Genomic DNA, 24,890 nt, shown 5'->3' on the forward strand with positions numbered 1-24,890 from the left:
AAGTAAACATCAAATATAAGGCGCTGGATTAAATTTAAGCCATGAGGTTTTTACGCGTAATAAGTTCTGCGTGAAGGGTGGCAACAGCCTTGCGTGGTACAGGGGTATTGCGCTGCAGTCATTGCGTGACAGCAGTCGGGAATGGCGGGGCCAGGTGCGGCAACACGCAGTACTGCAGTTTTGCCGCGCAGCCGCTAGAATAGCGGCCTTTGTGAAGTCTTGGAGTTTCCCCTATGCGCACCTTTCGGCTGGTTATCGCTTGCCCGGACCGCGTTGGCATCGTTGCCAAAGTCAGTAATTTCCTGGCTTCCCATAACGGCTGGATCAATGAAGCAAGCCACCACTCCGACGACCAGAGTGGTTGGTTCTTCATGCGCCATGAAATTCGCGCCGACACACTGCCGTTCGGCATCGAGGCGTTTCGCGAGGCGTTCGCGCCGATCGCCGAAGAGTTTTCCATGGTCTGGCGCATCACCGACACCGAACAGAAAAAACGCGTGGTGTTGATGGCCAGCCGCGAGTCCCATTGCCTGGCAGACTTGCTGCACCGCTGGCACAGCGATGAACTCGATTGCGACATCGCCTGTGTCATCTCCAACCACGATGACTTGCGCAGCATGGTCGAGTGGCACGGTATTCCTTATTACCACGTGCCGGTGAACCCGCAAGACAAACAACCGGCGTTCGCCGAAGTGTCGCGCCTGGTCAACCACCACGAAGCCGACGTGGTCGTGCTGGCTCGCTACATGCAAATCCTGCCGCCACAGTTGTGCCAGGAGTATGCGCAAAAGGTCATTAACATTCACCACAGCTTCCTGCCCTCGTTCGTGGGCGCCAAGCCTTACCACCAGGCTTCGCTGCGGGGCGTGAAGTTGATCGGCGCCACCTGTCACTACGTGACTGAAGAGCTCGACGCCGGCCCAATCATCGAACAGGACGTGGTACGGGTTAACCACGCCGACAGCATCGAAGACATGGTGCGTTTCGGTCGTGACGTCGAGAAGATGGTGCTGGCGCGCGGCTTGCGGTACCACTTGGAAGACCGCGTGCTGGTGCACGGCAACCGCACGGTGGTGTTCAACTGATGGACAAGGCGGGCCTCTGTCGAGGCTCGTTTTTTTGAGGGGTGTTTATGTCTGATCCACTCGATAAAGCCACTTCCAAGGCCCCGCCTACCCTGGGCGAAGGCTGTTTGAGCCGATACGACCCCGATGCGTTGGGTGAAGAGGATGGGGCCGATTTTTCCGCAGCTGCCGAGTTGTTGGAGCAGACTCAGGTTGGCCTGGAAAAAAACCTCGGAACACCTGACCCCGCGCGGTGTTCTTTTTGCGGATGAATCCGTTCCTGCACGGCGCGACCCTGTAGCGGACTTATCCGCGAAGGGGCTATCACCGCATCCCCATCATTCGGTTGACCATCGGCCGGCCCACCAGCATCAGGAACACCGGCCCGCCGGCAATCAGGTAGAAGTAATAGGTGACTGCCCGCCAGATCAGGATCGCGGCCGCAGCGGTGCCTTTGCCGACCATGGGTGCCAGCAAGGCGGCCGAGGTCAACTCTGCGGTCCCAGCGCCCCCGGGCATCAGGCTGAACTGCCCGGCGCTCAGCGAGAGCATCTGGATCAGGAACGTCCAGGCCCATTGCAGGTCGGCGCCAAGGCCCTGCAGCGCCAGGTACAACACGCTGTAGCGCAGACCCCAATGCAGGCAGGTCAGCACGAATACCTGGAGCAGTTGTTGCCAAGGCAGCCGGAAGGTATCGCCAAAGGCGTCCAGAAAATGCAGCAGCTTGCGCGCCCAGCGACGTCTGCGGGGTGCTTGTACGCCAAGGCGGCGTAACGCCGCGCCATTGAAGCGGATCACCGAACGGTGGTATCGCGCCAGCCCAATGACCCCGAGCAAGGCCGCCACCAGCAGTACGGCGCTGAAGCCCAGCAGGCCCTGCACATTGCGGTTCAGGTGATGAAACAGGGCATAGAAAAGAATACCGATCAGGGCGCAGAGAAAAAACAGCAAATCACTGAGCTGGTCCATGGCGAACACCGCGCTGGCTTTGGCCGGGCGCACGCCTTGGCGACCGAGCAAGGCCAGCAGGGTCAAGGGGCCGCCACTGCCACCGGGGGTGGCGCAATAGGCGAATTCGCTGGCCATGACCAGGCCCAGGCTGTGACGGTAACTTAGCCGATGGCGGTCTTCACCCAGCAGCAAACGCTGGCGCAGGGCATTGATGCCCCAGCACAGCACAATCATGCCCAACAGGCACAGCCACAGCGGCAGGGGGAAGCGCTGCAGTTGTGCCAGTGTGTCGCGGCCCCCCAGCACCAGAGGAATGCTGACCGCGGCGATCAGCCCAGCTGCCAGCCATAGGTAACGCTTCACGCGGCCGACCTGTGCGCCTTCTGGCGTGCCAGCCAAGCCGATTTGGTCAGCGGCTGCCGGCCTTCTTCCAGCAACTGCTTGAGGGTGTCGAGCCAATAGTTGCGGGAAAAGTCGTGGCGCATGTCCACCGGGTGCAACCCCAGGCGAATGCAGGGGGCTTGGTGCCAGTGTTGCGTGCGCCAGTCGCTGAGCACTTTAGACAAGCCGCGGCGCCAAGCGCTGCCGGCACTCCATACCAAACCCGGCGCATCCACCTGGGTGAAGTCGGGTAGGGTGTAGAGGTGTTGCGGGTCGCTGGTCCAGGCCAGGGGCAACTGCCGCAACGCGTGGCGCGTACCCTCGCTCATCAACCAGGCGGGGGCGACGAAGCCGTCCACCGGCCAGTCGTGCCGTTGAAACATGGCCAGGCCCGCCTCCAGCCGCGCCAGGGCCTGGTCTGCACTGAGCCGGTAGAACTCGCCCTCCCAGGTATAAATGCGCCGCATGAAAAAGTCCTGGGGCGACACGGGCATCGGGCCATCGTCGGCATGGTAATAGCCGTGCAGCGCCAGTTCGTCGCCCAGTTCCAGGCGCCGGGCCAACAGGCGCCGGAAGGCCGGGAAGTTGTCCAGATCGTTATGGTGATGAAAGTCGGGCACCACCAGCCAGGTCATGGGGATTTCGCCCAGGGCGTCCACTGCCTCGACGAACGGCTGGTAGTCTTCCCAGGTTTGCGGGGAAACGTCGTGTAGCACGACCAGGACCTCAGCCATGGGCGCGCATCGGCATTGGCGCATGGCCCAATACCGCTCGGTAATGTTCCAACAGGCCGCTGACCACGCTGTCCCAGGCGTAATGGTGCTCTACATGGGCCCTGGCCGTTCGGCCGATTTGCTGGCAATCAGCGCCGAACAGCTCGCGCACGGCATGGGCCATGGCCAGCGGGTCATTGGGCTGGCACAGCAGGCCGCAGTCGGGGTGAACGATTTCGGTGAAGGCGCCTGCGGCGACCGCCACCACCGGAATGCCGCTGGCCATGGCTTCAAGGATGACCAGGCCGAAGGTTTCCTGATCGCCGCCGTGCAACAGCGCATCGGCGCTGGCCAGCAGCCGCGCGACCTCGGTGGCCGGGCAAAAGTGGTCCACCACTGTGACGTTGCGCGGCACGCTGGTGGGCATGTGCGAACCCACCAGCAACAGATGGTACTTGCTGCCCAGGCGCTTCATGCATTCGAGCAACACTGGCAGGTTCTTTTCCTTGGAGCCGCGCCCGGCGAATATCAGCAGCCGGGTGTCGTCGGCGATGCCCAGCTCTTCACGCAGGCCCGGATCACGCCATTGTGGGTGGAAGGTATTCAAATCCACCCCCAGGCGTTGCACATGGACGTTGCGAATCCCCAGCCCGCGCAGTTTGTCCGCCATGACTTGGCTGGGCGCCAATACCCGGTCGAAATTGCCATACAGTTTGCTGACATAGGCTTCGACATTGGGCGTGAACCAGTTGCCCATGCGGTTGCTCACCAGCAACGGCAGGTCGGAGTGATAGAAACCGATCACAGGCACATCCAACTGGCGCCGCGCATCCAGCGCGGCCCAGGCGGTGAGGTAGGGGTCGCCCACTTCGATCAGGTCGGGTTGCAGGTCGTTGAGCACCTTTCGCCAGGGCGCCAGGCGCAGCGGGAAGCGATAGCCGTTGCCAAACGGCACGGCCGGTGCCGGCACCTGGTAGATGCCGTTTTCGTTGCTCAGGTTGGCACCCGGAACCAGCAGGCTGTGGCGTACGCCGGGGTTTAACCCCAGTCGGCGATGTTTGGCATCAAGATAGGTTCTCACGCCGCCACTGGCGGGGGCGTAGAACATGGTGATGTCAGCGATATGCACGATCAGCATTCCTCACGAGTCGTCATCCATAAGGTTGACCTCCATGCAGGATAGTTGTTCGATCGGTTATTCAGCGCGCCGCAGAGCGGCTGGCGGGCAATGAATAACGCCCTCCAGGGGAGGGCGTCATGTAAAGCTTTTATCGTTTCAGATACGGAAGCTGCCTACCAATTGTTTGAGGCGGGCGGCCTGTTGCTCCAGGTCGCTGCAGGCACGCAGGGTGGCGTTGAGGTTCTCGATACCTTCCTGGTTGAGGGCGTTGATCTCGTTGATGTCCATGTTAATGGCATCGACCACGGCGGTCTGCTCTTCCGTGGCGGTGGCCACCGACTGGTTCATGCCGTCGATTTCGCCGATGCGCAGGGTAACGCTGCCCAGGCGCTCCCCGGCCTGGTTGGCGATGGTCACACTGTCCTGGCTGTGGCGCTGGCTTTCGCCCATGGTGCTGACGGAGGCGCGGGCACCCACTTGCAGCTCCTCGATCATGGTTTGCACTTGCTGCGCCGATTCCTGGGTGCGGTGGGCCAGGTTGCGCACTTCATCGGCCACGACCGCGAAGCCGCGCCCGGCCTCACCGGCACGGGCCGCTTCGATGGCGGCGTTCAGCGCCAGCAAGTTGGTTTGCTGGGAGATACTGGTGATGACCTCGAGAATCTGCCCGATGTTCACGGTTTTACTGTTAAGCGCCTCCAAGTGACCACTGGAGGTGCTGATCAGGCCGGACAGGCGGTTCATCGCCTGGATGCTCTGTTCCACCACCTGCTGGCCTTCGCTGGCCAGTTCCCGCGCACTGCTGGCCTGTTGCGAGGCCAGCGCCGCGTTATGGGCGATTTCCTGGGCGGCGGCACCCAGTTGGTTGATCGCGGCGGCGACACTGTTGGTGCGGTTGGCCTGCTCGTCAGAGTTAAGCATCGAGGAGTTCGAGGCACTGACCACGCGCAGGGCGACTTCATTGACCTGCTCGGTGGCCGAGGACACTTCGCGAATCGAGCCATGCACGCGCTCCACGAAACGGTTGAAGGCATTGCCCAGGATGCCGAATTCGTCCTGGCTGTGGATGGTCAGGCGCTTGGTCAGGTCGCCTTCACCGTCGGCGATGTCCTGCATGGCACGGGTCATGGTGTTCAGCGGGCCCAGCAACAGGCCGATCAGCAAGCCCAGCAGGGCAATGATGATGACCACCGCCACCACCGTGGCGATCACCGCCGAGGTGCGGAACTGGCTGAGCATGGCGAAGGCTTTGTCTTTATCCACCGACAGGCCGATGTACCAGTTTACCGAGGGCAGGCCCTTGACCGGGGCAAAGGTGAGGATGCGGGTCTTGCCGTCCACCACCACTTCGCTCAGCGCGCGGTCGATGCGCGGCGGATTGTCCGGGGTGACTTCGGCCAGGGTCTTCATCACCAGGTTCTTGTTGGGATGCACCAGGATCCGGCCTTCACTGTTGACCAGGAACGCGTAGCCCATGCCGCCCAAGTCAATGGAGCTGATTATTTTGTCCATCACCTCCAGGCTCAGGTCGCCGCCGACCACGCCCAGGTTCTTGCCGGCTTGGCTGGCGGCGGCAACGATGGAAATCACCAGTTTGTTGGTGGCCATGTCGATGTAGGGCTCGGTCAGCACCGGCCCGCTGGTGGCCTGGGCGCTTTTGTACCAGGGGCGCACGCGCGGGTCATAGCCTGCGGGCATGGTGGTGACGGGGCGGTTGTAAAAGGTGCCCTGGGTGTCGCCCAGGTAAATGGCCATGAAGGTGTTGAGCAGTGCCGGTTGTTCCAGCAGGTTGGTGATGTTGGCTGGCTCGGGGTTCAAGGCGATGTTCTGCGCCAGGTTCTGCACCAGCAGGATGCGCCCGTCGAACCAGTTGCTGATGCTGGTGGAGGTGACATCGCCCATTTCCTGCAGGTAACTTTCCAGGTCCTTACGGATGGCATTGCGCTGCAGGTAGTCGTTGTACAGGGTAAACAGGGCGAAGGCGGCCATCACGATGAGTGACGCGGCGATCAGTATTTTGTGACTGAACTTGAGGTTTTTATTCATGACGGGCGAGATCCGCTAAGGTCTTATAGATCGGGGAAAGCAGGGGGGGCAGGTACCGCAAGTCAACGGTGGGCAACAGCGGTGTTCTCCAATCTATTTGCTTGTTTTTATATGCCTTACACATCCATATCGACCCGTACTCCACAAAGCTTTAAGCAGGGGTGAAAAAATGCCTGATACCGCGCAATTGCTGTTTGGCGCCGATGCCCAAGGCCAGCCCATTGGCCAGGATTTGCGCCTGGCCAACCGCCATGGCCTGGTGGCCGGCGCCACCGGCACCGGCAAGACCGTGACCTTGCAGCGCTTGGCCGAAGCCTTCAGCGATGCCGGCGTGGCGGTGTTCGCCGCCGATATCAAGGGTGACCTGTGCGGCCTGGGCGCGGCCGGCAACCCTCAGGGCAAGATCGCCGAGCGGATCGCCGGCATGCCCTGGCTCAACTATGCGCCGCGGGCTTACCCGGTGACGCTGTGGGACATTCACGGCCAAAGCGGCCACCCCCTTCGCACCACCATCAGCGAGATGGGCCCGTTGTTGCTGGGCAGCCTGCTGGAACTGAGCGACAGCCAACAGTCGGCGCTGTATGCCGCCTTCAAGGTGGCCGACCGCGAGGGGCTGCTGTTGCTGGACTTGAAAGACCTCAAGGCCCTGCTCAACTATTTGCGCGAAAACCCCCAGGCCCTGGGCGATGACAGTGCGCTGATGACCACCGGCTCCAGCCAGGCCTTGTTGCGCCGCCTCTCAAGCCTGGAACAGCAGGGCGCCGAGGCGCTGTTTGGCGAGCCAGCCTTGCAGCTCGAGGACATCCTGCAGCCTACGGCCGACGGTCGCGGTCGCATCCACCTGCTGGACGCCAGTCGCTTGGTGCACGAGGCGCCCAAGGTTTATGCAACCTTTTTGCTGTGGTTGTTGGCCGAGCTGTTCGAGCAACTGCCCGAACGCGGCGACGCCGACAAACCCTTGCTTGCACTCTTTTTCGATGAGGCGCACCTGCTGTTTGCCGGCACGCCCAAGGCCTTGCAAGACCGCCTTGAGCAGGTGGTGCGGCTGATCCGATCCAAAGGCGTGGGCGTATATTTCGTCACCCAGTCGCCGGCCGACCTGCCTGACGATGTCTTGGCCCAGTTGGGGTTGCGCATTCAGCATGGCTTGCGCGCTTTCACGGCCAAGGAGCAGAAGTCGTTGAAAGCAGTGGCCGATGGTTTCCGGCCAAACCCTGCGTTCAGTGCGTTGCAGGTGCTGACAGAACTGGGAATCGGCGAGGCCTTGGTGGGCACCCTGCAAGACAAGGGCACCCCGGCGATGGTGCAGCGGGTGTTGATCGCACCGCCGCAGTCGCGGATCGGGCCACTGACCGAGGCCGAGCGGGCGGCACTGATTGCCACGTCACCCTTGGCCGGGCGGTATGACAAACCGATCGATCGCGAATCGGCCTATGAAATGCTCCTGGCACGCAAGGCCCCTGCGGCCGCGGCCGACCCTGCGCCGGCGGGGGAGAGCTTCAGCGACAAGGCCGGTGAGTTTTTGAGCGGGGCGGCAGGGCAGGCGTTGAAGTCGGCGATGCGCCAGGCGGCGAACCAGTTTGGCCGGCAGTTGGTGCGCGGGGTGTTGGGGTCGTTGCTGGGCGGCACTAAGAAACGTTGAGGGCCGCAGGCCCCCCTGTATAAAAAAAGGCGCCCGCAGGCGCCTTTTTCACATCGGCCAGGCCATCAGCCAATGGCCTTGGACGCGAGCCAGAACAGCCCGGCCGCCAATGCCATCGATGCCGGCAGGGTCAATACCCACGCCAGCAAGATGGTCTTGATGGTGCCGCCTTGCAGGCCGCTTTTGTTGGCGACCATGGTGCCGGCCACGCCGGAGGACAGCACGTGAGTGGTGGATACCGGCAGGCTGAACACGTTGGCCATGCCAATGGACAGCGCTGCGGTGATTTGCGCCGACATGCCCTGGGCATAGGTCATGCCCTGCTTGCCGATCTTCTCACCGATGGTCAGTACCACGCGCTTCCAGCCGATCATGGTGCCCAGGCCCAAGGCCAACGCTACAGCCAAGATCACCCAGAACGGAGCGTATTCGGTGGTGGTGGTCAGGTCTTTACGCAGTTTTTCCAGGTCCGCCTTTTCGCGCGAATCCAGTACCGGCAACTTGCTGACCTTGCGCGCCGTGTCATCCAGGCACAGCAGGTAGCGGCGCACTTCGATGCGTTTTTCCTGTGGCAGCGAATGGTAGTCCGCCACGCCCTTGAGGGTATGCAGCAGCGCGTCGATGGTCGGTTCGGTCTGCTGCGGCTCGCAGCGGAACTGGTCCGGCAGGTCGCCTTGCTTGGCCTTGCCCAGCGCCAGGTACTCGCCCAGGCTGTCGGCATTGCGCTGGTAGAACTGGCTCAGGTGCAGCGTTGCATCGCGGGTGCGCTCGATCTGGTAGGTCGTGCTGGACAGGTCCAGCACGAACTGCGACGGCACGATGCCGATCAGCACCAGCATGATCAGGCCGATACCCTTTTGACCATCGTTGGAACCGTGCACGAAGCTCACGGCCATGGCCGAAACCACCAGGACCAGGCGGTTCCAGAACGGCGGGTGCTTCTTGTCGTCGGTCTTTTTGCGCTGCTCGGGGGTTTTGTGCATGTTCGACTGCGGGCGCCACCATTTCAGACCGATCAGCACCAGGGCTGCCACGCCGAAACCGACGATGGGCGAAACCACCAGGGAGGCGCCGATGTCGATCGCCTTCTGCCAGTTGATGCCATCGCCCAAGGGGATGTTGTTCAACATGGCGTTGGCCAGGCCCACGCCCAGGATCGAGCCGATCAGGGTGTGCGAACTGGACGAAGGAATGCCGAAGTACCACGTGCCCAGGTTCCAGGCAATGGCAGCCGCCAGCAACGAGAACACCATGGCCAGGCCGTGGCCGGTGTTGACGTTGATCAGCAGTTCGACCGGCAGCAGGTGAACGATGGCATAGGCCACACCCACACCGCCAAACAACACGCCCAGGAAGTTGAAAGCACCGGATGCAAACACGGCCAGGTGGGGCGGCATGGCTTTGGTGTAAATGACTGTGGCCACCGCGTTGGCGGTGTCATGAAAGCCATTGATGAACTCGAAGGCCAGGACAAAGGCAAGCGCGAAAAACAGGCTCACCAGTACCCAGGCGTCGACTCCGTGGAATAAATCAATCATGAAGGTTTTCTGACCCGGTCATAAGGGGGCGCGATTATGCCAGAAAACCCCGGAAATCGATGCACTAGCTGCCGGTCGGTTACACTTTTCAACATATTTGATGACAGTGGTAGCGCAACCCCAGGGTCAAGGTATTGACAGCCAAGGTGCCGATTTTTCGAGCCTTGCTCGGAAAATAACCCGGCAAAACCAGCCGATTCACACATTTATACGGATGCATGAAATTTATTATGACGGACCGATCCGAAAGGATTGCAGGCAGGTTTTGACCGGCTCGGGCCGCAGCCCGCGTCAGGAATCCTCGCTGTGGAGGTCCTTTTCGATTTTTTGCAGCTCTTGTTGAAAGGCCTGGTCGAGCAAGCTGGCACGTTTGCGCCAAGGCTTGCGTTCGGGTTCAGGCTGGGCGGCGTAGGTGGTGACTTCCCCGCCGTAAACGTCCTTGTAACGTTGTTCCTGGCGCTCAAGTTCCGCGCGCAGTTCATCTTTCGTCACATTGTTACCTAATGGTGTTGAGTGTGTTTCAGTAATAAACGATTGGCGAACAGACACTTCGGCACAACCGGCTACGGTACTGAAACCCATAGCTGTCGTAGCAACAGTCTTGTTTATGGACCCGCTGGCTTGAAAACGCTGAGGCTTGGGCCAACAGGCGGCGGGCTGGGCGCAAGGCCTGCGCATACCCTCGACAATGTACGTGCGTGCCATTGGGCGCAAACACTTCGTCGATATTTTCAGTATAGCAATACTTGTGCATAACTCTACAACGTTGGCTGGGGTCATCGTCAACGGGACAGTTGTGTCCTGTTACTGCAATGACCGTCAGGCTCTTATACTTTGAACGGTCAACGGCATGAAAGTTTCCCGACGATAGCGGGCAGGTCGGGCAGCAGGAAAAAAACGGCCTCGCCTGGGGCAAGGCCGTGCCTGGGACTTCTTTGGTGGGTACCTGACCAGTCTCTCCAAGAAGCCACATGGTGGCAGGTGAAAAGGTATTAGTATCCGCGGCCTTGGTCAATTGCGATTATCGGCCAATGGTTCGATAATCGCCCCAGCTAGTTTTTTCATTCGATTTTGACGGTGGCTGCCATGAATGAAGATGTACCCCCAAAAGGACCCGGCATGAACGACCAGTTGCGCAACTCTTTCACCTCGCTGGCACCGCCGATCGTGGCGTCGCCGGCCAAGCGCATCCAGGCGTTCGCTGGCGATCCGGACTTCATGACGTCGCTGGCCCGGGGCTTGGCCGTGGTGCAGGCGTTTCAGGAGCGCAAGCGTCACCTGACCATCGCGCAGATCAGCCATCGCACCGAAATCCCCCGTGCCGCCGTGCGCCGCTGCCTGCACACCCTGATCAAGCTGGGTTATGCCACCACGGACGGGCGTACCTATTCGTTGCTGCCCAAGGTGCTGACCCTGGGCCACGCCTATCTGTCGTCCACGCCCCTGGCGGTTTCGGCCCAGCCTTACCTGGACCGCATGAGCGAGCAACTGCACGAGGCCTGCAACATGGCGACGCTGGAGGGGGACGACATTCTATACATCGCCCGCTCGGCCACCACCCAGCGGCTGATCTCGGTGGACCTGTCGGTGGGCGGCCGGTTGCCAGCCTATTGCACGTCCATGGGGCGGATTTTGCTGGCGGCGCTGGACGACGCGACCTTGCAGGACTACCTGGAACACGTTGAACTGCAGCCCAAGACTAGCCGTACCATCGTCACCCGTGACGCCCTGCTCGAATGCCTGCAACTGGTACGCCGCCAGGGCTGGTGCATTGTCGACCAGGAACTGGAGCAGGGCCTGCGTTCCATTGCGGTACCCGTGTATGACGCCTCGGGCCAAGTGCTGGCCGCGCTCAATGTCAGCACCCATGCCGGCCGTGCCAGCCGCACCGAACTTGAGCAACGCATCTTGCCGATCATGCTGGCGGCCAGTCGTGATTTGAGCGCGCAACTGTTCGCCTGAGGCCGCTCGCCTGTTGCTGTTCGATAAACGCACAGATACGCGTTTATCGAATTGACGGTTTTTGTCGCTAAACCTAATGTCGCTCGCATTGACCTAGGCTTTCCTCAGGTCACCAATAATAAAGAGCGAGAGGCAACCCTTATGCGCCAATTCCCTTCCGTGCCCCCGCACGTCTGTTGTACCCGATCCCCCGGCGCCTGATCGCCGAATAAAGCCTATGGTTTGAAAAGTGCTGGCTGCGGCCGACACCTGTGCGCCTGCGCATCTTTTGTGGATAAAAATAATGAGCCGTCCTGATGCTGCTGTGGGGAACTGCCTTGATGTGCAGTCCTTTATCAACACCCAACCCTTGTCGCGTTACCAGTGGCGGGTGGTGATCCTGTGTTTCCTGATCGTTTTCCTTGATGGCCTGGACACGGCTGCCATGGGCTTCATCGCCCCGGCGCTGTCCCAGGACTGGGGCATTGACCGTGCAAGCCTGGGCCCGGTGATGAGTGCCGCACTGATCGGCATGGTCTTCGGCGCCCTGGGCTCCGGCCCGCTGGCCGACCGGTTTGGGCGCAAAATGGTGCTGGTAGGCGCGGTTTTGGTGTTCGGTGTGTTCAGCCTGGCCTCGGCCTACAGCGGTAACGTCGACCAACTGCTGGTGCTGCGCTTTCTGACTGGCCTGGGCTTGGGTGCCGGTATGCCGAACGCCACCACGCTGCTGTCGGAGTACACCCCGGAGCGCTTTCGCTCGTTGCTGGTGACCAGCATGTTCTGCGGCTTCAACCTGGGCATGGCAGGCGGTGGCTTTATCTCGGCCAAGCTGATCCCGGCATTCGGTTGGCACAGCCTGCTGCTGATCGGCGGCGTGCTGCCGCTGGTGCTGGCCTTTGTGTTGTTGGTGTGGCTGCCCGAGTCTGCGCGCTACTTGGTGGTGCGCAACCGCGGCACCGACCGGGTGCGCAAGACCCTGGCGCCGATCAATCCGGCCATCGTCGCCTCTGCCGGCAGCTTCAGCGTGCCGGAACAGAAAACCGTGAAGGCGCGCAACGTGTTCGCGGTGATTTTCTCGGGTACCTACAGCGTCGGCACCTTGCTGCTGTGGCTGACTTATTTCATGGGCCTGGTGATCGTTTACCTGCTGACCAGCTGGTTGCCGACGCTGATGCGTGACAGCGGCGCGAGCATGGAGCAGGCAGCCTTCATCGGCGCGCTGTTCCAGTTCGGCGGCGTGCTCAGCGCCGTGGGCGTGGGCTGGGCCATGGACCGCTTTAACCCGCACAAGGTGATCGGTACCTTTTACCTGCTGGCCGGGGTGTTTGCCTACGCCGTAGGGCAGAGCCTGGGCAATATCACGGTGCTTGCCACTCTGGTGCTGATTGCCGGCATGTGCGTGAACGGCGCGCAATCGGCGATGCCGTCGCTGGCGGCACGTTTCTACCCTACCCAAGGTCGCGCGACCGGTGTGTCGTGGATGCTCGGTATCGGCCGTTTCGGCGCGATCCTGGGGGCATGGATGGGCGCGACCCTGCTGGGGCTGGGCTGGAACTTCGAGCAAGTGTTGACGGCGTTGGTGATCCCGGCGGGCTTGGCAACGGCGGCCGTTGTGATCAAAGGAATGGTCAGCCACGCGGATGCGACCTGATACACCGTGGTGACCTTTTCGCGGATGAATCCGCTCCTACAGAGACCCTGTAGGAGCGGATTCATCCGCGAAGGCCAGCCCACCGTTAGCAAGACAAGTATCAGTTCGATAATCGAACGAAAGGTCGATAATCGGATTGTGCGACAAATATTAGCAGCTTAATCTGCTGTTCTTCCGGCGTGTCCCTCGCGCCTTTTTTATTCCGAGTCCGGCGATTCGATTCGCCGCCGATCACGGCCAAGCACCAGGAGAAGCATGATGCGTGATGTATTCATCTGCGACGCGATTCGCACCCCCATCGGCCGTTTTGGCGGTGGCCTGTCCACCGTGCGTGCCGATGACCTGGCCGCAACGCCGATCAAGGCCCTGATGGAGCGCAACCCATCGGTGGACTGGACGGCGGTGGACGAGGTGTTCCTCGGCTGCGCCAACCAGGCCGGCGAAGACAACCGCAACGTGGCGCGCATGGCGCTGCTGCTGGCGGGCTTGCCGGAAAGCATCCCCGGCGTCACCTTGAATCGCTTGTGCGCATCGGGCATGGACGCGGTGGGCACTGCCTTCCGCGCCATCGCCAGCGGCGAAATGGAACTGGCGATCGCCGGCGGCGTGGAATCCATGTCCCGCGCCCCGTTCGTGATGGGCAAGGCCGATGCGGCGTTTTCGCGCAACATGAAGCTTGAAGACACCACCATCGGCTGGCGTTTCATCAACCCGCTGATGAAAGCCCAGTACGGCGTGGACGCCATGCCGCAAACCGCCGACAACGTTGCCGATGACTACAAGGTGTCGCGCGCCGACCAGGATGCTTTCGCCCTGCGCAGCCAGCAAAAAACCGCCGCGGCCCAGGCTGCCGGCTTCTTCGCCGAAGAAATCGTACCAGTGCGTATCGCCCACAAGAAAGGCGAGACAGTGGTCGAGCAGGACGAGCACCCGCGTGCCGATACCACGCTTGAAGCCCTGGCCAAACTCAAGCCGGTCAACGGCCCGGACAAGACCGTTACCGCAGGCAACGCCTCGGGCGTCAACGACGGTGCCGCTGCGCTGATCCTGGCCTCGGCCGAAGCCGTGAAGAAGCACGGCCTGACCGCCCGTGCCCGCGTACTGGGCATGGCCAGCGCCGGTGTGGCGCCGCGCGTGATGGGCATTGGCCCGGTGCCAGCGGTGCGCAAGCTCACCGAGCGCCTGGGCATTGCCGTCAGCGATTTCGACGTGATCGAACTCAACGAAGCCTTCGCCAGCCAAGGCCTGGCCGTGCTGCGTGACCTTGGCATTGCCGACGACGCGCCGCAGGTCAACCCCAACGGCGGCGCCATTGCCTTGGGCCACCCGTTGGGCATGAGCGGCGCACGCCTGATCCTGACCGCCTTGCACCAGTTGGAAAAAACCGGCGGCAAGAAAGGCCTGGCCACCATGTGCGTCGGCGTTGGCCAAGGGTTGGCGCTGGCGATCGAACGCGTTTAAGCAGAGCAATCGGCATTTGCCCGAAAGGCCGCTGACCTCCACGCAAGGTCAGTAGCCTTTTGGGTAATTGTTTTGTCGAGGGAGGTTGTTACGGTATATGTCTAGACTGTAGAAACCTCAACGAGTGATATAAAACCATGACAACAACTCACTACACCGGCGAAGAACGTAGCAAAAGAATTTTTGCCATCGTCGGCGCCTCCTCGGGCAACCTGGTCGAATGGTTCGACTTTTACGTGTATGCCTTCTGCGCAATCTACTTTGCGCCTGCTTTCTTCCCGTCCGCTGACTCCACCGTGCAGTTGCTCAACACCGCCGGAGTGTTCGCGGCAGGCTTTCTGATGCGACCCATTGGTGGCTGGCTGTTTGGCCGGGTCGCCGATAAACATGGCCGCAAGAACTCCATGATGATCTCGGTGCTGATGATGTGCGCGGGCTCCCTGGTCATCGCCTGCCTGCCCACCTATGCCTCGATCGGCCTCTGGGCGCCGGCGCTGCTGTTGCTGGCGCGGCTGTTCCAAGGCCTGTCGGTGGGTGGCGAATACGGCACCACTGCCACCTACATGAGCGAAGTGGCGCTGCGTGGCCAGCGCGGCTTTTTCGCCTCGTTCCAATACGTGACCCTGATCGGCGGCCAACTGCTGGCCGTGCTGGTGGTGGTGATCCTGCAACAAGTGCTGACCGAAGATGAACTGCGTGCCTACGGCTGGCGCATCCCGTTCGTGGTGGGCGCCATTGCCGCCATCATTTCGCTGTTTCTGCGCCGTACATTGAAAGAAACCACCAGCGTCGAAAGCCGCGCAGACAAGGATGCCGGCAGCATCGCCGCGCTGTTCCGTGACCACAAGGCCGCGTTCATCACCGTGCTGGGCTACACCGCCGGCGGCTCGCTGATTTTCTACACCTTTACCACCTACATGCAGAAGTACCTGGTGAACACCGCCGGCATGAGCGCGAAAACCGCGAGCTTTGTCATGACCGCCGTGCTGTTCCTGTACATGTGCATGCAGCCGCTGTTCGGCATGCTCTCGGACAAGATCGGCCGGCGTAACTCAATGCTCTGGTTCGGCGCGCTGGGCACGCTGTTTACCTTGCCGATCCTGCTGATGCTGAAAACCGTCACCAGCCCGTTCCTGGCGTTTGTGCTGATCACCCTGGCCCTGGCCATCGTCAGCTTCTACACCTCGATCAGCGGCCTGGTGAAGGCCGAGATGTTTCCGCCACAGGTGCGGGCACTGGGCGTGGGCCTGGCTTACGCGGTGGCCAACGCACTGTTTGGCGGCTCGGCTGAGTTCGTCGCACTGACCTTCAAGGCCGGCGGCAACGAAAACGCCTTTTACTGGTATGTCACCGTGATGATGGCGATTGCCTTCCTGTTCAGCCTGCGCCTGCCCAAACAGGCGGCGTACCTGCATCACGATCATTGATTTGCATGGCGTGCACCGGTCCCGGTGCGCGCCCTTTAAGGACGGCTTATGAGCGATCGACCGAACAATCAATTGTTCGATGCCTACTTCACCTCCAGCGCCATGCGCGAGATCTTTTCCGACAGTGGCCGCGTGCAAGGCATGCTCGATTTCGAAGCGGGCCTGGCCCGTGCCGAGGCGCGCGTTGGGCTGGTGCCGCACACTGCCGTGGCGCCGATCGAGGCGGCCTGCAAGGCTGAACTCTATGACTTCCAAGCCCTGGGCGTGGCGATTGCCACGGCCGGCAACTCGGCCATCCCCTTGGTAAAAATGCTCGGCAAGCAGATTGCCGCGCAGTCGCCCGAAGCCGAGCGATACGTGCACCTGGGCGCCACCAGCCAAGACGTGATGGACACAGGCCTGGTGCTGCAACTGCGCGCGGCCCTGCAACTGCTGGACGCGGACCTGGCCACCCTGGGTGATTCGCTGGCGCGCCAGGCACACCGCTATGCCACCACGCCACTGGCCGGCCGCACCTGGTTGCAACACGCCACCCCCGTCACCCTGGGCATGAAAATCGCCGGTTGGCTGGGCGCGATCACCCGCAGCCGGCAACGCCTGCAAGAGCTCAAGCCGCGTTTGCTGAGCCTGCAGTTCGGCGGAGCCTCCGGCACCTTGGCAGCCTTGGGCGACAAGGCCATGCCTATCGCCGAGGCACTGGCCGACGAATTGAACCTGAGCCTGCCTGACCAGCCGTGGCACACCCAGCGCGATCGCCTGGTGGAGTTCGCCTCGGCATTGGGCCTGATCGCCGGCAGCCTGGGCAAGCTGGGCCGCGACATCAGCCTGTTGATGCAGACCGAAGCTGCCGAGGTGTTCGAGCCCTCGGCGCCCGGCAAGGGCGGCTCCTCGACCATGCCGCACAAGCGCAACCCGGTGGGCGCTGCGGTGCTGATCGGCGCCGCGACCCGCGTGCCGGGCCTGGTGGCCACCATGTTCGCCGCCATGCCCCAGGAGCACGAGCGCAGCCTGGGCCTTTGGCATGCCGAATGGGACACCCTGCCCGAGATCTGCTGCCTGGTGTCTGGCGCGTTACAGCAGGCACTGCTGTTCTCCGAAGGCCTGGAAGTGGACGCGGCGCGCATGCTCAAGAACCTCGACCTGACCCAGGGCCTGGTGTTGGCCGAGGCGGTCAGCATCGTGCTCGCGCAGCGCCTGGGCCGCGACACCGCACACCATTTGCTGGAACAGTGCTGCAAGCGCGCCGTGGCCGAAAAACGCCACCTGCGTGCAGTGCTGGGCGACGACCCGGCGGTGACCGCCGAACTTTCTGCAGACGAGCTGGACCGTCTGCTCGACCCCGCGCACTACCTGGGCCAGGCAAACACCTGGGTCGAGCGTGCCGTGGCTGAACACAACCGCTTAAGTGCCTGAAGGAGACCTGCTGTGGGATTCGTACAACTCGCCGATGGTGAACTGAATTATCAACTGGACGGCCCGGCCGATGCGCCTGTGCTGGTACTGTCCAACTCCCTGGGCACCGACCTGCACATGTGGGACACCCAGATCGCCGCGTTCACCAAGCACTTTCGAGTGCTGCGCTATGACACTCGCGGCCACGGCAAGTCGCTGGTCACCGAAGGCCCCTACAGCATCGAACAGCTGGGCCGCGACGTGCTGGCGCTGCTGGACGCGTTGCACATCGACCGCGCTTACTTCTGCGGCCTGTCGATGGGCGGCCTGATCGGCCAGTGGCTGGGCATCAATGCCAGCGATCGCATCCAAAAGCTGATCGTGTGCAACACGGCAGCCAAGATCGGTACGCCAGAAATCTGGAACCCACGCATCGAGATGGTGCTACGTGACCGGCAGGCCGCCATGGTATCGCTGCGTGATGCCTCCATTGCTCGCTGGTTCACCCCCGAGTACGCCGCCGAGCACCCGGACGTGGCCAAGCGCATCACCGATATGCTGGCCGCCACCTCCCCCGAGGGCTATGCGGCGAACTGTGGGGCGGTGCGCGACGCCGACTTCCGTGAGCAACTGGGGCAGATCAAGGCGCCCACCCTGGTTATTTCCGGCACCCAAGACGCGGTCACGCCGCCCGAAGGCGGGCACTTTATCCGTGACCATGTGAAAGGCGCTGAATACGCCGAATTTCATGCCGCGCACCTGTCCAACGTGCAGGTTGGCGCACCCTTCAGCCAGCGTGTGATCGACTTTTTGCTGGCCGGCAAACACTGATTTCGAGGAGTACCCTGTGGACGAGAAAGACCGTTACGACGCCGGCATGCAAGTACGCCGCGCGGTACTGGGCGATGCCCACGTGGACCGTAGCCTGACCAACATCACCGAGTTCAACGGTGAGTTCCAGGAAATGATCACCCGCCATGCCTGGGGTGACATCTGGACCCGCCCGGGCCTACCACGCCACACCCGCAGCCTGATCACCATCGCCATGCTGATCGGCATGAACCGCAATGACGAGCTCAAGCTGCACCTGCGTGCCGCCGCCAACAACGGCGTGACCCGTGCAGAGATCAAGGAAGTGCTGATGCAGAGCGCGATCTACTGCGGCATCCCAGCGGCCAATGCCACGTTCCACCTGGCAGAGTCGGTGTGGGATGAGTTGGGGGTCGAGTCGCGCGAATAAGTGTTTGCGTGATGGAATGAAAAACGGCGATGAGTGATCATCGCCGTTTTTTTATGGGCCTTTGTGCCGAGGTCTTACAGGATGCTGATCGGGTAGCTGACGATCACGCGGTTCTCGTCGAACTGGCTGGTGCCGTAGTCACGACGCATGCTCGAGTTCCTCCACCGCAGGTTGAGGTTTTTCAGTGTGCCTTCCTGGAAGGTGTACGCCAGCTCCGACTCGCGGCCCCATTCCGAACCGTTGGTGACGGCGCCAGTGTGCACGTTGTCACCATGGATGTAGCGGTTCATCAGGGTCAGGCCGGGAACCCCGAGTGCCACGAAGTTATAGTCGTAGCGCACTTGCCAGGAGCGTTCCTGGGCGTTGTCGTAGCTGGAGTTGTAGCTGTCGTTGGCCAGGGTGCCGCCGCTGGTGCCGTTCACGCGCATCCAGGCACTGTCGCCGGTCAGCTTCTGCAGGCCGACGAAAAAGGTGCCGCCGCCATATTTGGCCGAGAGCAAGGCCGAGTAGGTCCGGTTTTCCATGTCGCCGGCCAGGGCGCTGCCGTCTTCGCTGCCGTGGAAGAAGCCCAGGTTGGCACCCAGGGTCCAGGCGCCCACCGGCTGGGAGTGCAGCACTTGCACGTATTGCTGGTGGTAGATGTCTTCCAGTTGTGCGCTCCACACGCCAACCAGGGTGCGCTTGTCGTTGAAGGTGTACTCGCCACCTGCAAAGTTGAAACGGTCGGACAGGAACGCGGCTTTGCCGGTCATCGACATGTCGCTCATGCTGCCGTCGTTACGCGGGCTGTTTTGGCGGAACTGGCCACCGTACAGGGTCAGGCCGCTGATTTCCTGCGAGGTCACCTGGCCACCCTGGAAGGTTTGCGGCAGCGAACGGCCATCGTCCGAACGCAGGATCGGCAGCACCGGCATCCACTCGCCGATTTTAAGCTCGGTTTTGGAGATCTTGGCTTTGGCCGCGACGCCCAGGCGGCCGAAGTTGTCGGCCGGGTTGCCGTCGCTGTCCAGCGGCAGCAACTGAGTACCGCCGGTGCCGCCACCGCCGTCGAGTTTCTGCGAGAAGGTGCCCAGCACGTCCACGCCGAAACCGACCAGGCCTTGGGTGTAGCCAGACTTGGCGTCCAGGATGAAGCTCTGTGTCCATTCGGCCGCAGTGCTTTGCGGTGCGGCACTGTCGGTGAAGTTACGGTTGAAGTAAAAGTTGCGCAGGTTCAGGTTGACCTTGGCATCTTCCAGAAAGCCCGACTCGGCGGCGAAAGAAGGCATGGCCACCCCGGCCAATGCAAGGGTCAGAAGGCTGGGTACGAAGCGTTGCGAGCGTTGGTTGTTTGTGTTCATTTTTATTGTGTTCTCTCTGGAATCTCAAAGACAGCCGGGTACCGCGCCGCGAAAAATCGCAGTCATCAACGGGGGTTCAACATCGGGTAGGAAGTCAGCCGGAGAGAGCGGGGTGTTGTGACATGGTGGCGGTACCTTTTGTTATTGGTTTTTGGTTTTACACTGGCCCGTGTGCGCAGGCCGTTCCTGTGTTGTGCCGATGGTGCGTGTACACGGGGGGGTGAATCAATTCGTCGCACTTGATTTTGTGCGATAAACGAACACTAACCAGTTCGTTACTTTTCTGCAATGCTCGAATACAAAATGCTTTTCGCGCGCCCATAAAAAAGCCCACCAAAAAGGTGGGCTTCCCGTGCGTCGCAGTCACATCAGCCGTTAGGCGTTTGTGCTTGGTCAGCCTTGGCCTGAGCTTGGCCGGTCTGTTCGACCCAGCCACCGCCCAGCGCCTTGTACAGATTGACCTCGCTGGCCAACTGCGCCAGGCGATCGGTAATGGCCGATTGCTGGGCACTGAACAGCGAGCGCTGTGCGTCGAGGAAGGTCAGGTTGCTGTCCACCCCGATGCGATAACGGCGCTCTGCCAGGCGGTAGTAGTCCTGGTTGGCTTGCACCAGGTCTTTCTGCGCCTGCAATTGGTCTTTATAGGTCTTGCGCGCGGCAAGGCCGTCGGAGACTTCCTGGAACGCGGTCTGGATCGACTTCTCGTAGTTGGCGACGCTGATTTCTTTCTGGATTTTTGAGTAATCCAGGCTGGCGCGCAGGCTGCCGGCATTGAAGATCGGCAGGCTGATCGACGGCGCGAAGCTCCAGGCGCCCTGGCCACCCTTGAACAGGTTGCCCAGGTCGGAACTGGCGCTGCCGGCGCTGGCGGTCAGGCTGATGGTCGGGAAGAACGCTGCCCGCGCCGCGCCAATGTTCGCATTGGAGGCCTTGAGGGCGTGTTCGGCCTCAAGGATGTCCGGGCGACGTTGCAGCAAGTCGGACGGCAGCCCGGCGGGTAGCTCGGACACCAGTTCTGCGTCCAGTGGCTTGGCCTGTGCCAGGTTCGCTGGCAGGGGGCCGCCCAGCAGCAGGACCAGGGCATTTTCATCCTGTGCCACCTGGCGCTGGTACTTGGCCAGGGCGACACGGGCGGTTTCCACCGACGTGCGCGACTGGGCCAGGTCCAGGGCCGAGGACACACCCACTTCGCTGCTGCGCGAGGTCAGGCGGTAGCTCTCTTCAAACGCACCCAGGGTGTCCTGGCTGAGCTTGAGTTGAGCCTGGTCGGCCTGCCAGGTGTAGTAGGCATTGGCGACGCTGGCCACCAGACTGATCTGGGTGGAGCGACGCGCTTCTTCACTGGACAGGTAGGTTTCCAGGGCCTGGTCGCTGAGGCTGCGCACGCGCCCCCACAGGTCCAGCTCGTAGGAGCTGACGCCCAGGTTGGCGGTGTACTCGCCACCCACGCGGGCCTGGCCGGTAGAGCTCAGGTCTGCTGGGGTGCGCGAACGGGTGCCGGTGGCATTGGCGTTGACCGCCGGGAACAGGTCGGCACGCTGGATGCGGTACTGAGCGCGGTAGGCTTCGATGTTCAACACCGCGACCTTGAGGTCACGGTTGTTCACCAGGGAGGCCTGGATCAGCTGTTGCAGCGCCTGGTCATGAAAGAACTGGCGCCAGCCTTGTTCTGCTTCAGCCATGCTGGCCGCCTCGGCCGGCGAATACGCCGGGCCTTGCGGGTAGGCTGCGGCCACGGGAGCCGCGGGCTGCTTGTACTCGGGGATCATCGAGCAGCCGCTCAGAACCGCCACGGCGACCGCGATAGACACTAGGGACTTGGTCATTGCCCAGCCTCGTTACGTGGAGTTTCAGTCGAATCCTGGTCTTCGTCCTTCTTGCGCTTGTCGCCAAACAGCGTCGACACCGACACGAAGAACAGCGGTACCCAGAAGATCGCCAGGGTGGTGGCAGTCAGCATACCGCCGATCACGCCGGTACCGATGGCGTGCTGGCTACCCGAGCCGGCACCCGTGGAGATAGCCAAAGGTACCACGCCCAGAATGAACGCCAGCGAGGTCATGATGATCGGGCGCAGACGCATGCGGCAGGCTTCGATCGCCGCCTCCGTATACGTTCGGCCCTGCTCATGCAGCTCCTTGGCGAACTCGACGATCAGGATGGCGTTTTTCGCCGCCAACCCGATGGTCGTCAGCAAGCCCACCTGGAAGTACACGTCGTTGGACAACCCGCGCAGGCTGGTGGCCAGCAACGCACCGATGATACCCAGCGGCACCACCAGCATGACCGCGATCGGGATCGACCAGCTTTCATACAAGGCGGCCAGGCACAGGAACACCATCAGCATCGAAATGGCGTACAGCGCTGGCGCCTGGGAGCCCGACAGGCGCTCTTCGTACGACAGGCCGGTCCAGGAGATGCCCACGCCTTTAGGCAGCTTGGCCGCGATGCGCTCGACTTCGGCCATGGCGTCACCGGTACTGTAGCCAGGGGCAGGGGAACCGAGGATCTCCATGCCTTCCACGCCGTTGTAACGGGCAAGCTTGGGCGAACCGTAGATCCACTTGCCGCTGGCGAAGGCGGAGAACGGCACCATGGTCCCTGAGCTATTGCGCACGTACCACTTGTTCAGGTCTTCGGGGGTCATGCGCGACTTGGCTTCACCTTCCACGTACACCTTCTTCACCCGACCACGGTCGATGAAGTCGTTGACGTAGCTGCCACCCAAGGCAATCGACAGGGTGGTGTTGATGCTGGCAATGGTCACGCCCTGGGCACTGGCGCGTTCGTCGTCGATTTCGAGTTGGAACTGCGGCTCGTCGTTCAGGCCGTTAGGCCGGGTTTGCGTGAGGATCTTGCTTTGCGCGGCCATGCCCAGGAACTGGTTGCGCGCTTCCATCAGCTTGTCGTGGCCCAGACCTGCACGGTCCTGGATGTAGATGTCAAAGCCAGTAGCGTTACCCAACTCCAGCACCGCAGGCGGTACGAAAGCAAACACCATGGCGTCGCGGAAGCTGAAGAAGTGCTGTTGGGCACGGGCAGCCAGCGCGGCAGCGGTGTTGTCGGCGTTACGCTCGTCCCACGGCTTGAGCATGATGAACGCCAGGCCCGAGCTTTGGCCGCGGCCGGCGAAGTTGAAGCCGTTCACGGTAAACACCGAGGCCACGCCCGCCGATTCGTCCTTGAGCAGGTAGGCGCGCATTTCGTCGATGACTTTCTGCGTGCGTTCTGCGGTGGAGCCGGGTGGGGTCTGCACCTGGGCAAAGATCACGCCCTGGTCTTCTTCAGGCAGGAACGCCGTTGGAATGCGGGTGAACAGCCAGGCCATGCCGATCACGATCAGCACGTAGGCCAGCAGGTACGGCGCCTTGCGACGCAGGATGTGGGTAACACCGGCTTCGTAGTTGCGCACGCCACTGTCGAAGGTGCGGTTGAACCAGCTGAAGAACCGACCCTTCTTGTGGTGGTCTTCGCCTTTCTTGATCGGCGACAGCATGGTCGAACACAGCGCCGGGGTGAAGATCAACGCAACCAGTACCGACAGGCCCATGGCCGACACGATAGTGATCGAGAACTGCCGATAGATCACGCCGGTGGAGCCGCTGAAGAAAGCCATCGGCAGCAGTACCGCCGACAGCACCATGGCGATACCCACCAGGGCGCCCTGGATCTGGCCCATGGACTTTTTCGTCGCCTCCTTGGGCGACAGCCCTTCCTCGGCCATCACCCGCTCGACGTTTTCCACCACCACGATCGCATCGTCTACCAGCAAGCCGATAGCCAATACCATGCCGAACATGGTCAAGGTGTTGATGGTGAAGCCTGCGGCGGCGAGGATCCCGAAGGTACCCAGCAATACCACCGGTACCGTCATCGTGGTGATGATGGTGGCGCGGAAGTTCTGCAGGAACAGGTACATCACCAGGAACACCAGGATCACCGCTTCGACCAGGGTCTCGACCACGTTGTGGATCGAGGTGGTCACCACCGGCGTGGTGTCATACGGGAACACCGCTTTCACGCCTGGCGGAAAGAAGGGTTGCAGGTCGGAAATGGTCTGGCGAATGGCTTTTGCGGTGTCCAGTGCGTTGGCACCGGTGGCCAGCTTGATCGCCAGGCCCGAGGCCGGAGCACCGTTGAACTGGGCGTTGATGCTATAGTTTTCACCGCCCAGGCCCACTTCTGCCACGTCGCCGATGCGCACTTGCGAACCGTCGGTGTTGACCTTCAGCAGGATCGCGCGAAATTGCTCGGCGGTCTGCAGGCGGGTCTTGCCGATGATGGTAGCGTTCAGCTCCTGGCCGGCGATGGCGGGCAAGCCGCCCAACTGTCCGGAAGACACTTGCACGTTCTGCGCGGTAATCGCGGTGGAGACATCGCCCGGGGTCAACTGATACTTGTTCAGCTTGGCCGGGTCCAGCCAGATGCGCATGGCGTACTGGGCACCGAACACCTGGAAGTCACCCACACCGGCGGTACGGGAGATCGGGTCCTGCATGTTGGAGACGATGTAGTTACTCAGGTCGTCCTTGGTCATGCTGCCGTCGGTGGACACCAGGCCCACCACCATCAGGAAGTTCTTCACCGCCTTGGTTACGCGGATACCCTGTTGCTGCACTTCTTGGGGCAGCAGCGGGGTGGCCAGGTTCAGCTTGTTCTGGACCTGTACCTGGGCGATATCGGGGTTGGTCCCCTGGTTGAAGGTAGCGGTGATGGTCATGCTGCCGTCGGAGTTACTTTCCGAGGCCACGTAACGCAGGTTGTCGATACCGTTGAGTTGCTGTTCGATCACCTGTACCACGGTGTCCTGCACGGTCTGTGCGGACGCACCTGGGTAGGTTACCGAAATCGCAATGGCCGGCGGTGCAATCGCCGGGTATTGGTTGATCGGCAAACTGAAGATCGATAGAGCGCCGACCAGCATGATCACCAGGGCAATTACCCAGGCGAAAATGGGGCGGTCAATAAAGAACTTTGACATGG

19 protein-coding genes are annotated in these 24,890 nt (G+C 61.7%); 10 read left to right on the forward strand and 9 right to left on the reverse strand.

The features are described 5' to 3' along the window. Positions 1-233 precede the first annotated feature (233 nt). On the forward strand, positions 234-1,085 hold the full coding sequence (gene purU, locus L9B60_RS17135; RefSeq protein WP_249671944.1) for a formyltetrahydrofolate deformylase: 852 nt from the start codon (positions 234-236) through the stop codon (positions 1,083-1,085). Between the two features lie 47 nt (positions 1,086-1,132). Next, positions 1,133-1,336, forward strand: coding sequence for a hypothetical protein (locus L9B60_RS17140; RefSeq protein WP_249671945.1), 204 nt, complete (start codon positions 1,133-1,135; stop codon positions 1,334-1,336). Between the two features lie 52 nt (positions 1,337-1,388). On the opposite strand, the gene gpgF is transcribed toward L9B60_RS17140, so the two are convergent. The 4 genes from gpgF to L9B60_RS17160 all read right to left on the reverse strand — a co-directional run bounded on the left by gpgF (position 1,389) and on the right by L9B60_RS17160 (position 6,275). Continuing rightward, a complete protein-coding gene (gene gpgF / locus L9B60_RS17145) occupies positions 1,389-2,378 on the reverse strand; it encodes a glucosaminyl phosphatidylglycerol flippase (RefSeq protein WP_249671946.1) in 990 nt (329 codons plus the stop codon). Beyond that, positions 2,375-3,130, reverse strand: a complete 756-nt coding sequence (gene gpgD / locus L9B60_RS17150) for an N-acetylglucosaminyl phosphatidylglycerol deacetylase (RefSeq protein WP_249671947.1) — start codon at positions 3,128-3,130, stop codon at positions 2,375-2,377. Before gpgD ends, gpgF begins: the two co-directional genes overlap by 4 nt. Beyond that, entirely contained in the window at positions 3,123-4,247 is a 1,125-nt protein-coding gene (gene gpgS, locus L9B60_RS17155; protein WP_249671948.1) for an N-acetylglucosaminyl phosphatidylglycerol synthase, read from the reverse strand. The genes gpgD and gpgS overlap by 8 nt, the downstream gene beginning before the upstream one ends. Before the next feature lie 138 nt (positions 4,248-4,385). Beyond that, a complete protein-coding gene (locus L9B60_RS17160; RefSeq protein WP_249671949.1) occupies positions 4,386-6,275 on the reverse strand; it encodes a methyl-accepting chemotaxis protein in 1,890 nt (629 codons plus the stop codon). A gap of 169 nt (positions 6,276-6,444) precedes the next feature. Between L9B60_RS17160 and L9B60_RS17165 the strand changes: the two genes are divergently transcribed. Continuing rightward, positions 6,445-7,917 carry a helicase HerA-like domain-containing protein gene (locus L9B60_RS17165; RefSeq protein WP_249671950.1) on the forward strand — a complete coding sequence of 491 codons (1,473 nt, stop codon included), beginning with the start codon at positions 6,445-6,447 and terminating at the stop codon, positions 7,915-7,917. A gap of 65 nt (positions 7,918-7,982) precedes the next feature. Here L9B60_RS17165 and L9B60_RS17170 read toward each other — a convergent pair whose 3' ends face one another. Further along, entirely contained in the window at positions 7,983-9,455 is a 1,473-nt protein-coding gene (locus L9B60_RS17170) for an inorganic phosphate transporter (protein ID WP_249671951.1), read from the reverse strand. A 291-nt stretch (positions 9,456-9,746) separates the two neighbouring features. Continuing rightward, positions 9,747-9,947 (reverse strand): hypothetical protein, encoded by a 201-nt coding sequence (locus L9B60_RS17175; RefSeq protein WP_249679763.1) that lies wholly within the window; start codon positions 9,945-9,947, stop codon positions 9,747-9,749. 627 nt (positions 9,948-10,574) lie between these two features. On the opposite strand from L9B60_RS17175, the gene pcaR reads away from it, so the two are divergent. The 7 genes from pcaR to pcaC all read left to right on the forward strand — a co-directional run bounded on the left by pcaR (position 10,575) and on the right by pcaC (position 18,567). Beyond that, positions 10,575-11,417 (forward strand): pca regulon transcriptional regulator PcaR, encoded by an 843-nt coding sequence (gene pcaR / locus L9B60_RS17180; RefSeq protein WP_249671952.1) that lies wholly within the window; start codon positions 10,575-10,577, stop codon positions 11,415-11,417. A gap of 283 nt (positions 11,418-11,700) precedes the next feature. Further along, positions 11,701-13,047: a 4-hydroxybenzoate transporter PcaK gene (pcaK, locus tag L9B60_RS17185; protein ID WP_249671953.1), complete on the forward strand. Its 1,347-nt coding sequence runs from the start codon at positions 11,701-11,703 to the stop codon at positions 13,045-13,047. Between the two features lie 255 nt (positions 13,048-13,302). Then, positions 13,303-14,508 carry a 3-oxoadipyl-CoA thiolase gene (gene pcaF, locus L9B60_RS17190; RefSeq protein ID WP_249671954.1) on the forward strand — a complete coding sequence of 402 codons (1,206 nt, stop codon included), beginning with the start codon at positions 13,303-13,305 and terminating at the stop codon, positions 14,506-14,508. A 137-nt stretch (positions 14,509-14,645) separates the two neighbouring features. Continuing rightward, positions 14,646-15,935 (forward strand): MFS family transporter, encoded by a 1,290-nt coding sequence (locus L9B60_RS17195; RefSeq protein ID WP_249671955.1) that lies wholly within the window; start codon positions 14,646-14,648, stop codon positions 15,933-15,935. A 48-nt stretch (positions 15,936-15,983) separates the two neighbouring features. Beyond that, positions 15,984-17,348 (forward strand): 3-carboxy-cis,cis-muconate cycloisomerase, encoded by a 1,365-nt coding sequence (locus L9B60_RS17200; RefSeq protein ID WP_249671956.1) that lies wholly within the window; start codon positions 15,984-15,986, stop codon positions 17,346-17,348. A gap of 12 nt (positions 17,349-17,360) precedes the next feature. Next, on the forward strand, positions 17,361-18,158 hold the full coding sequence (pcaD, locus tag L9B60_RS17205) for a 3-oxoadipate enol-lactonase (protein ID WP_249671957.1): 798 nt from the start codon (positions 17,361-17,363) through the stop codon (positions 18,156-18,158). A 16-nt stretch (positions 18,159-18,174) separates the two neighbouring features. Beyond that, positions 18,175-18,567: a 4-carboxymuconolactone decarboxylase gene (gene pcaC, locus L9B60_RS17210; protein ID WP_249671958.1), complete on the forward strand. Its 393-nt coding sequence runs from the start codon at positions 18,175-18,177 to the stop codon at positions 18,565-18,567. 74 nt (positions 18,568-18,641) lie between these two features. Here the strand turns inward: pcaC and L9B60_RS17215 are convergent, their stop codons facing one another. The 3 genes from L9B60_RS17215 to L9B60_RS17225 all read right to left on the reverse strand — a co-directional run bounded on the left by L9B60_RS17215 (position 18,642) and on the right by L9B60_RS17225 (position 24,888). Beyond that, complete coding sequence (locus tag L9B60_RS17215) at positions 18,642-19,907, reverse strand: OprD family porin (RefSeq protein ID WP_249671959.1); 1,266 nt, start codon at positions 19,905-19,907, stop codon at positions 18,642-18,644. A gap of 368 nt (positions 19,908-20,275) precedes the next feature. Then, positions 20,276-21,733 (reverse strand): AdeC/AdeK/OprM family multidrug efflux complex outer membrane factor, encoded by a 1,458-nt coding sequence (gene adeC, locus L9B60_RS17220; RefSeq protein WP_249671960.1) that lies wholly within the window; start codon positions 21,731-21,733, stop codon positions 20,276-20,278. Beyond that, the gene (locus L9B60_RS17225) at positions 21,730-24,888 is read right to left on the reverse strand and encodes an efflux RND transporter permease subunit (RefSeq protein ID WP_249671961.1); all 3,159 of its coding nucleotides are present in this window, start codon (positions 24,886-24,888) and stop codon (positions 21,730-21,732) included. Before L9B60_RS17225 ends, adeC begins: the two co-directional genes overlap by 4 nt. Positions 24,889-24,890 lie beyond the last annotated feature (2 nt).

This window comes from Pseudomonas abieticivorans, assembly GCF_023509015.1.
GTDB lineage: Bacteria > Pseudomonadota > Gammaproteobacteria > Pseudomonadales > Pseudomonadaceae > Aquipseudomonas > Aquipseudomonas abieticivorans.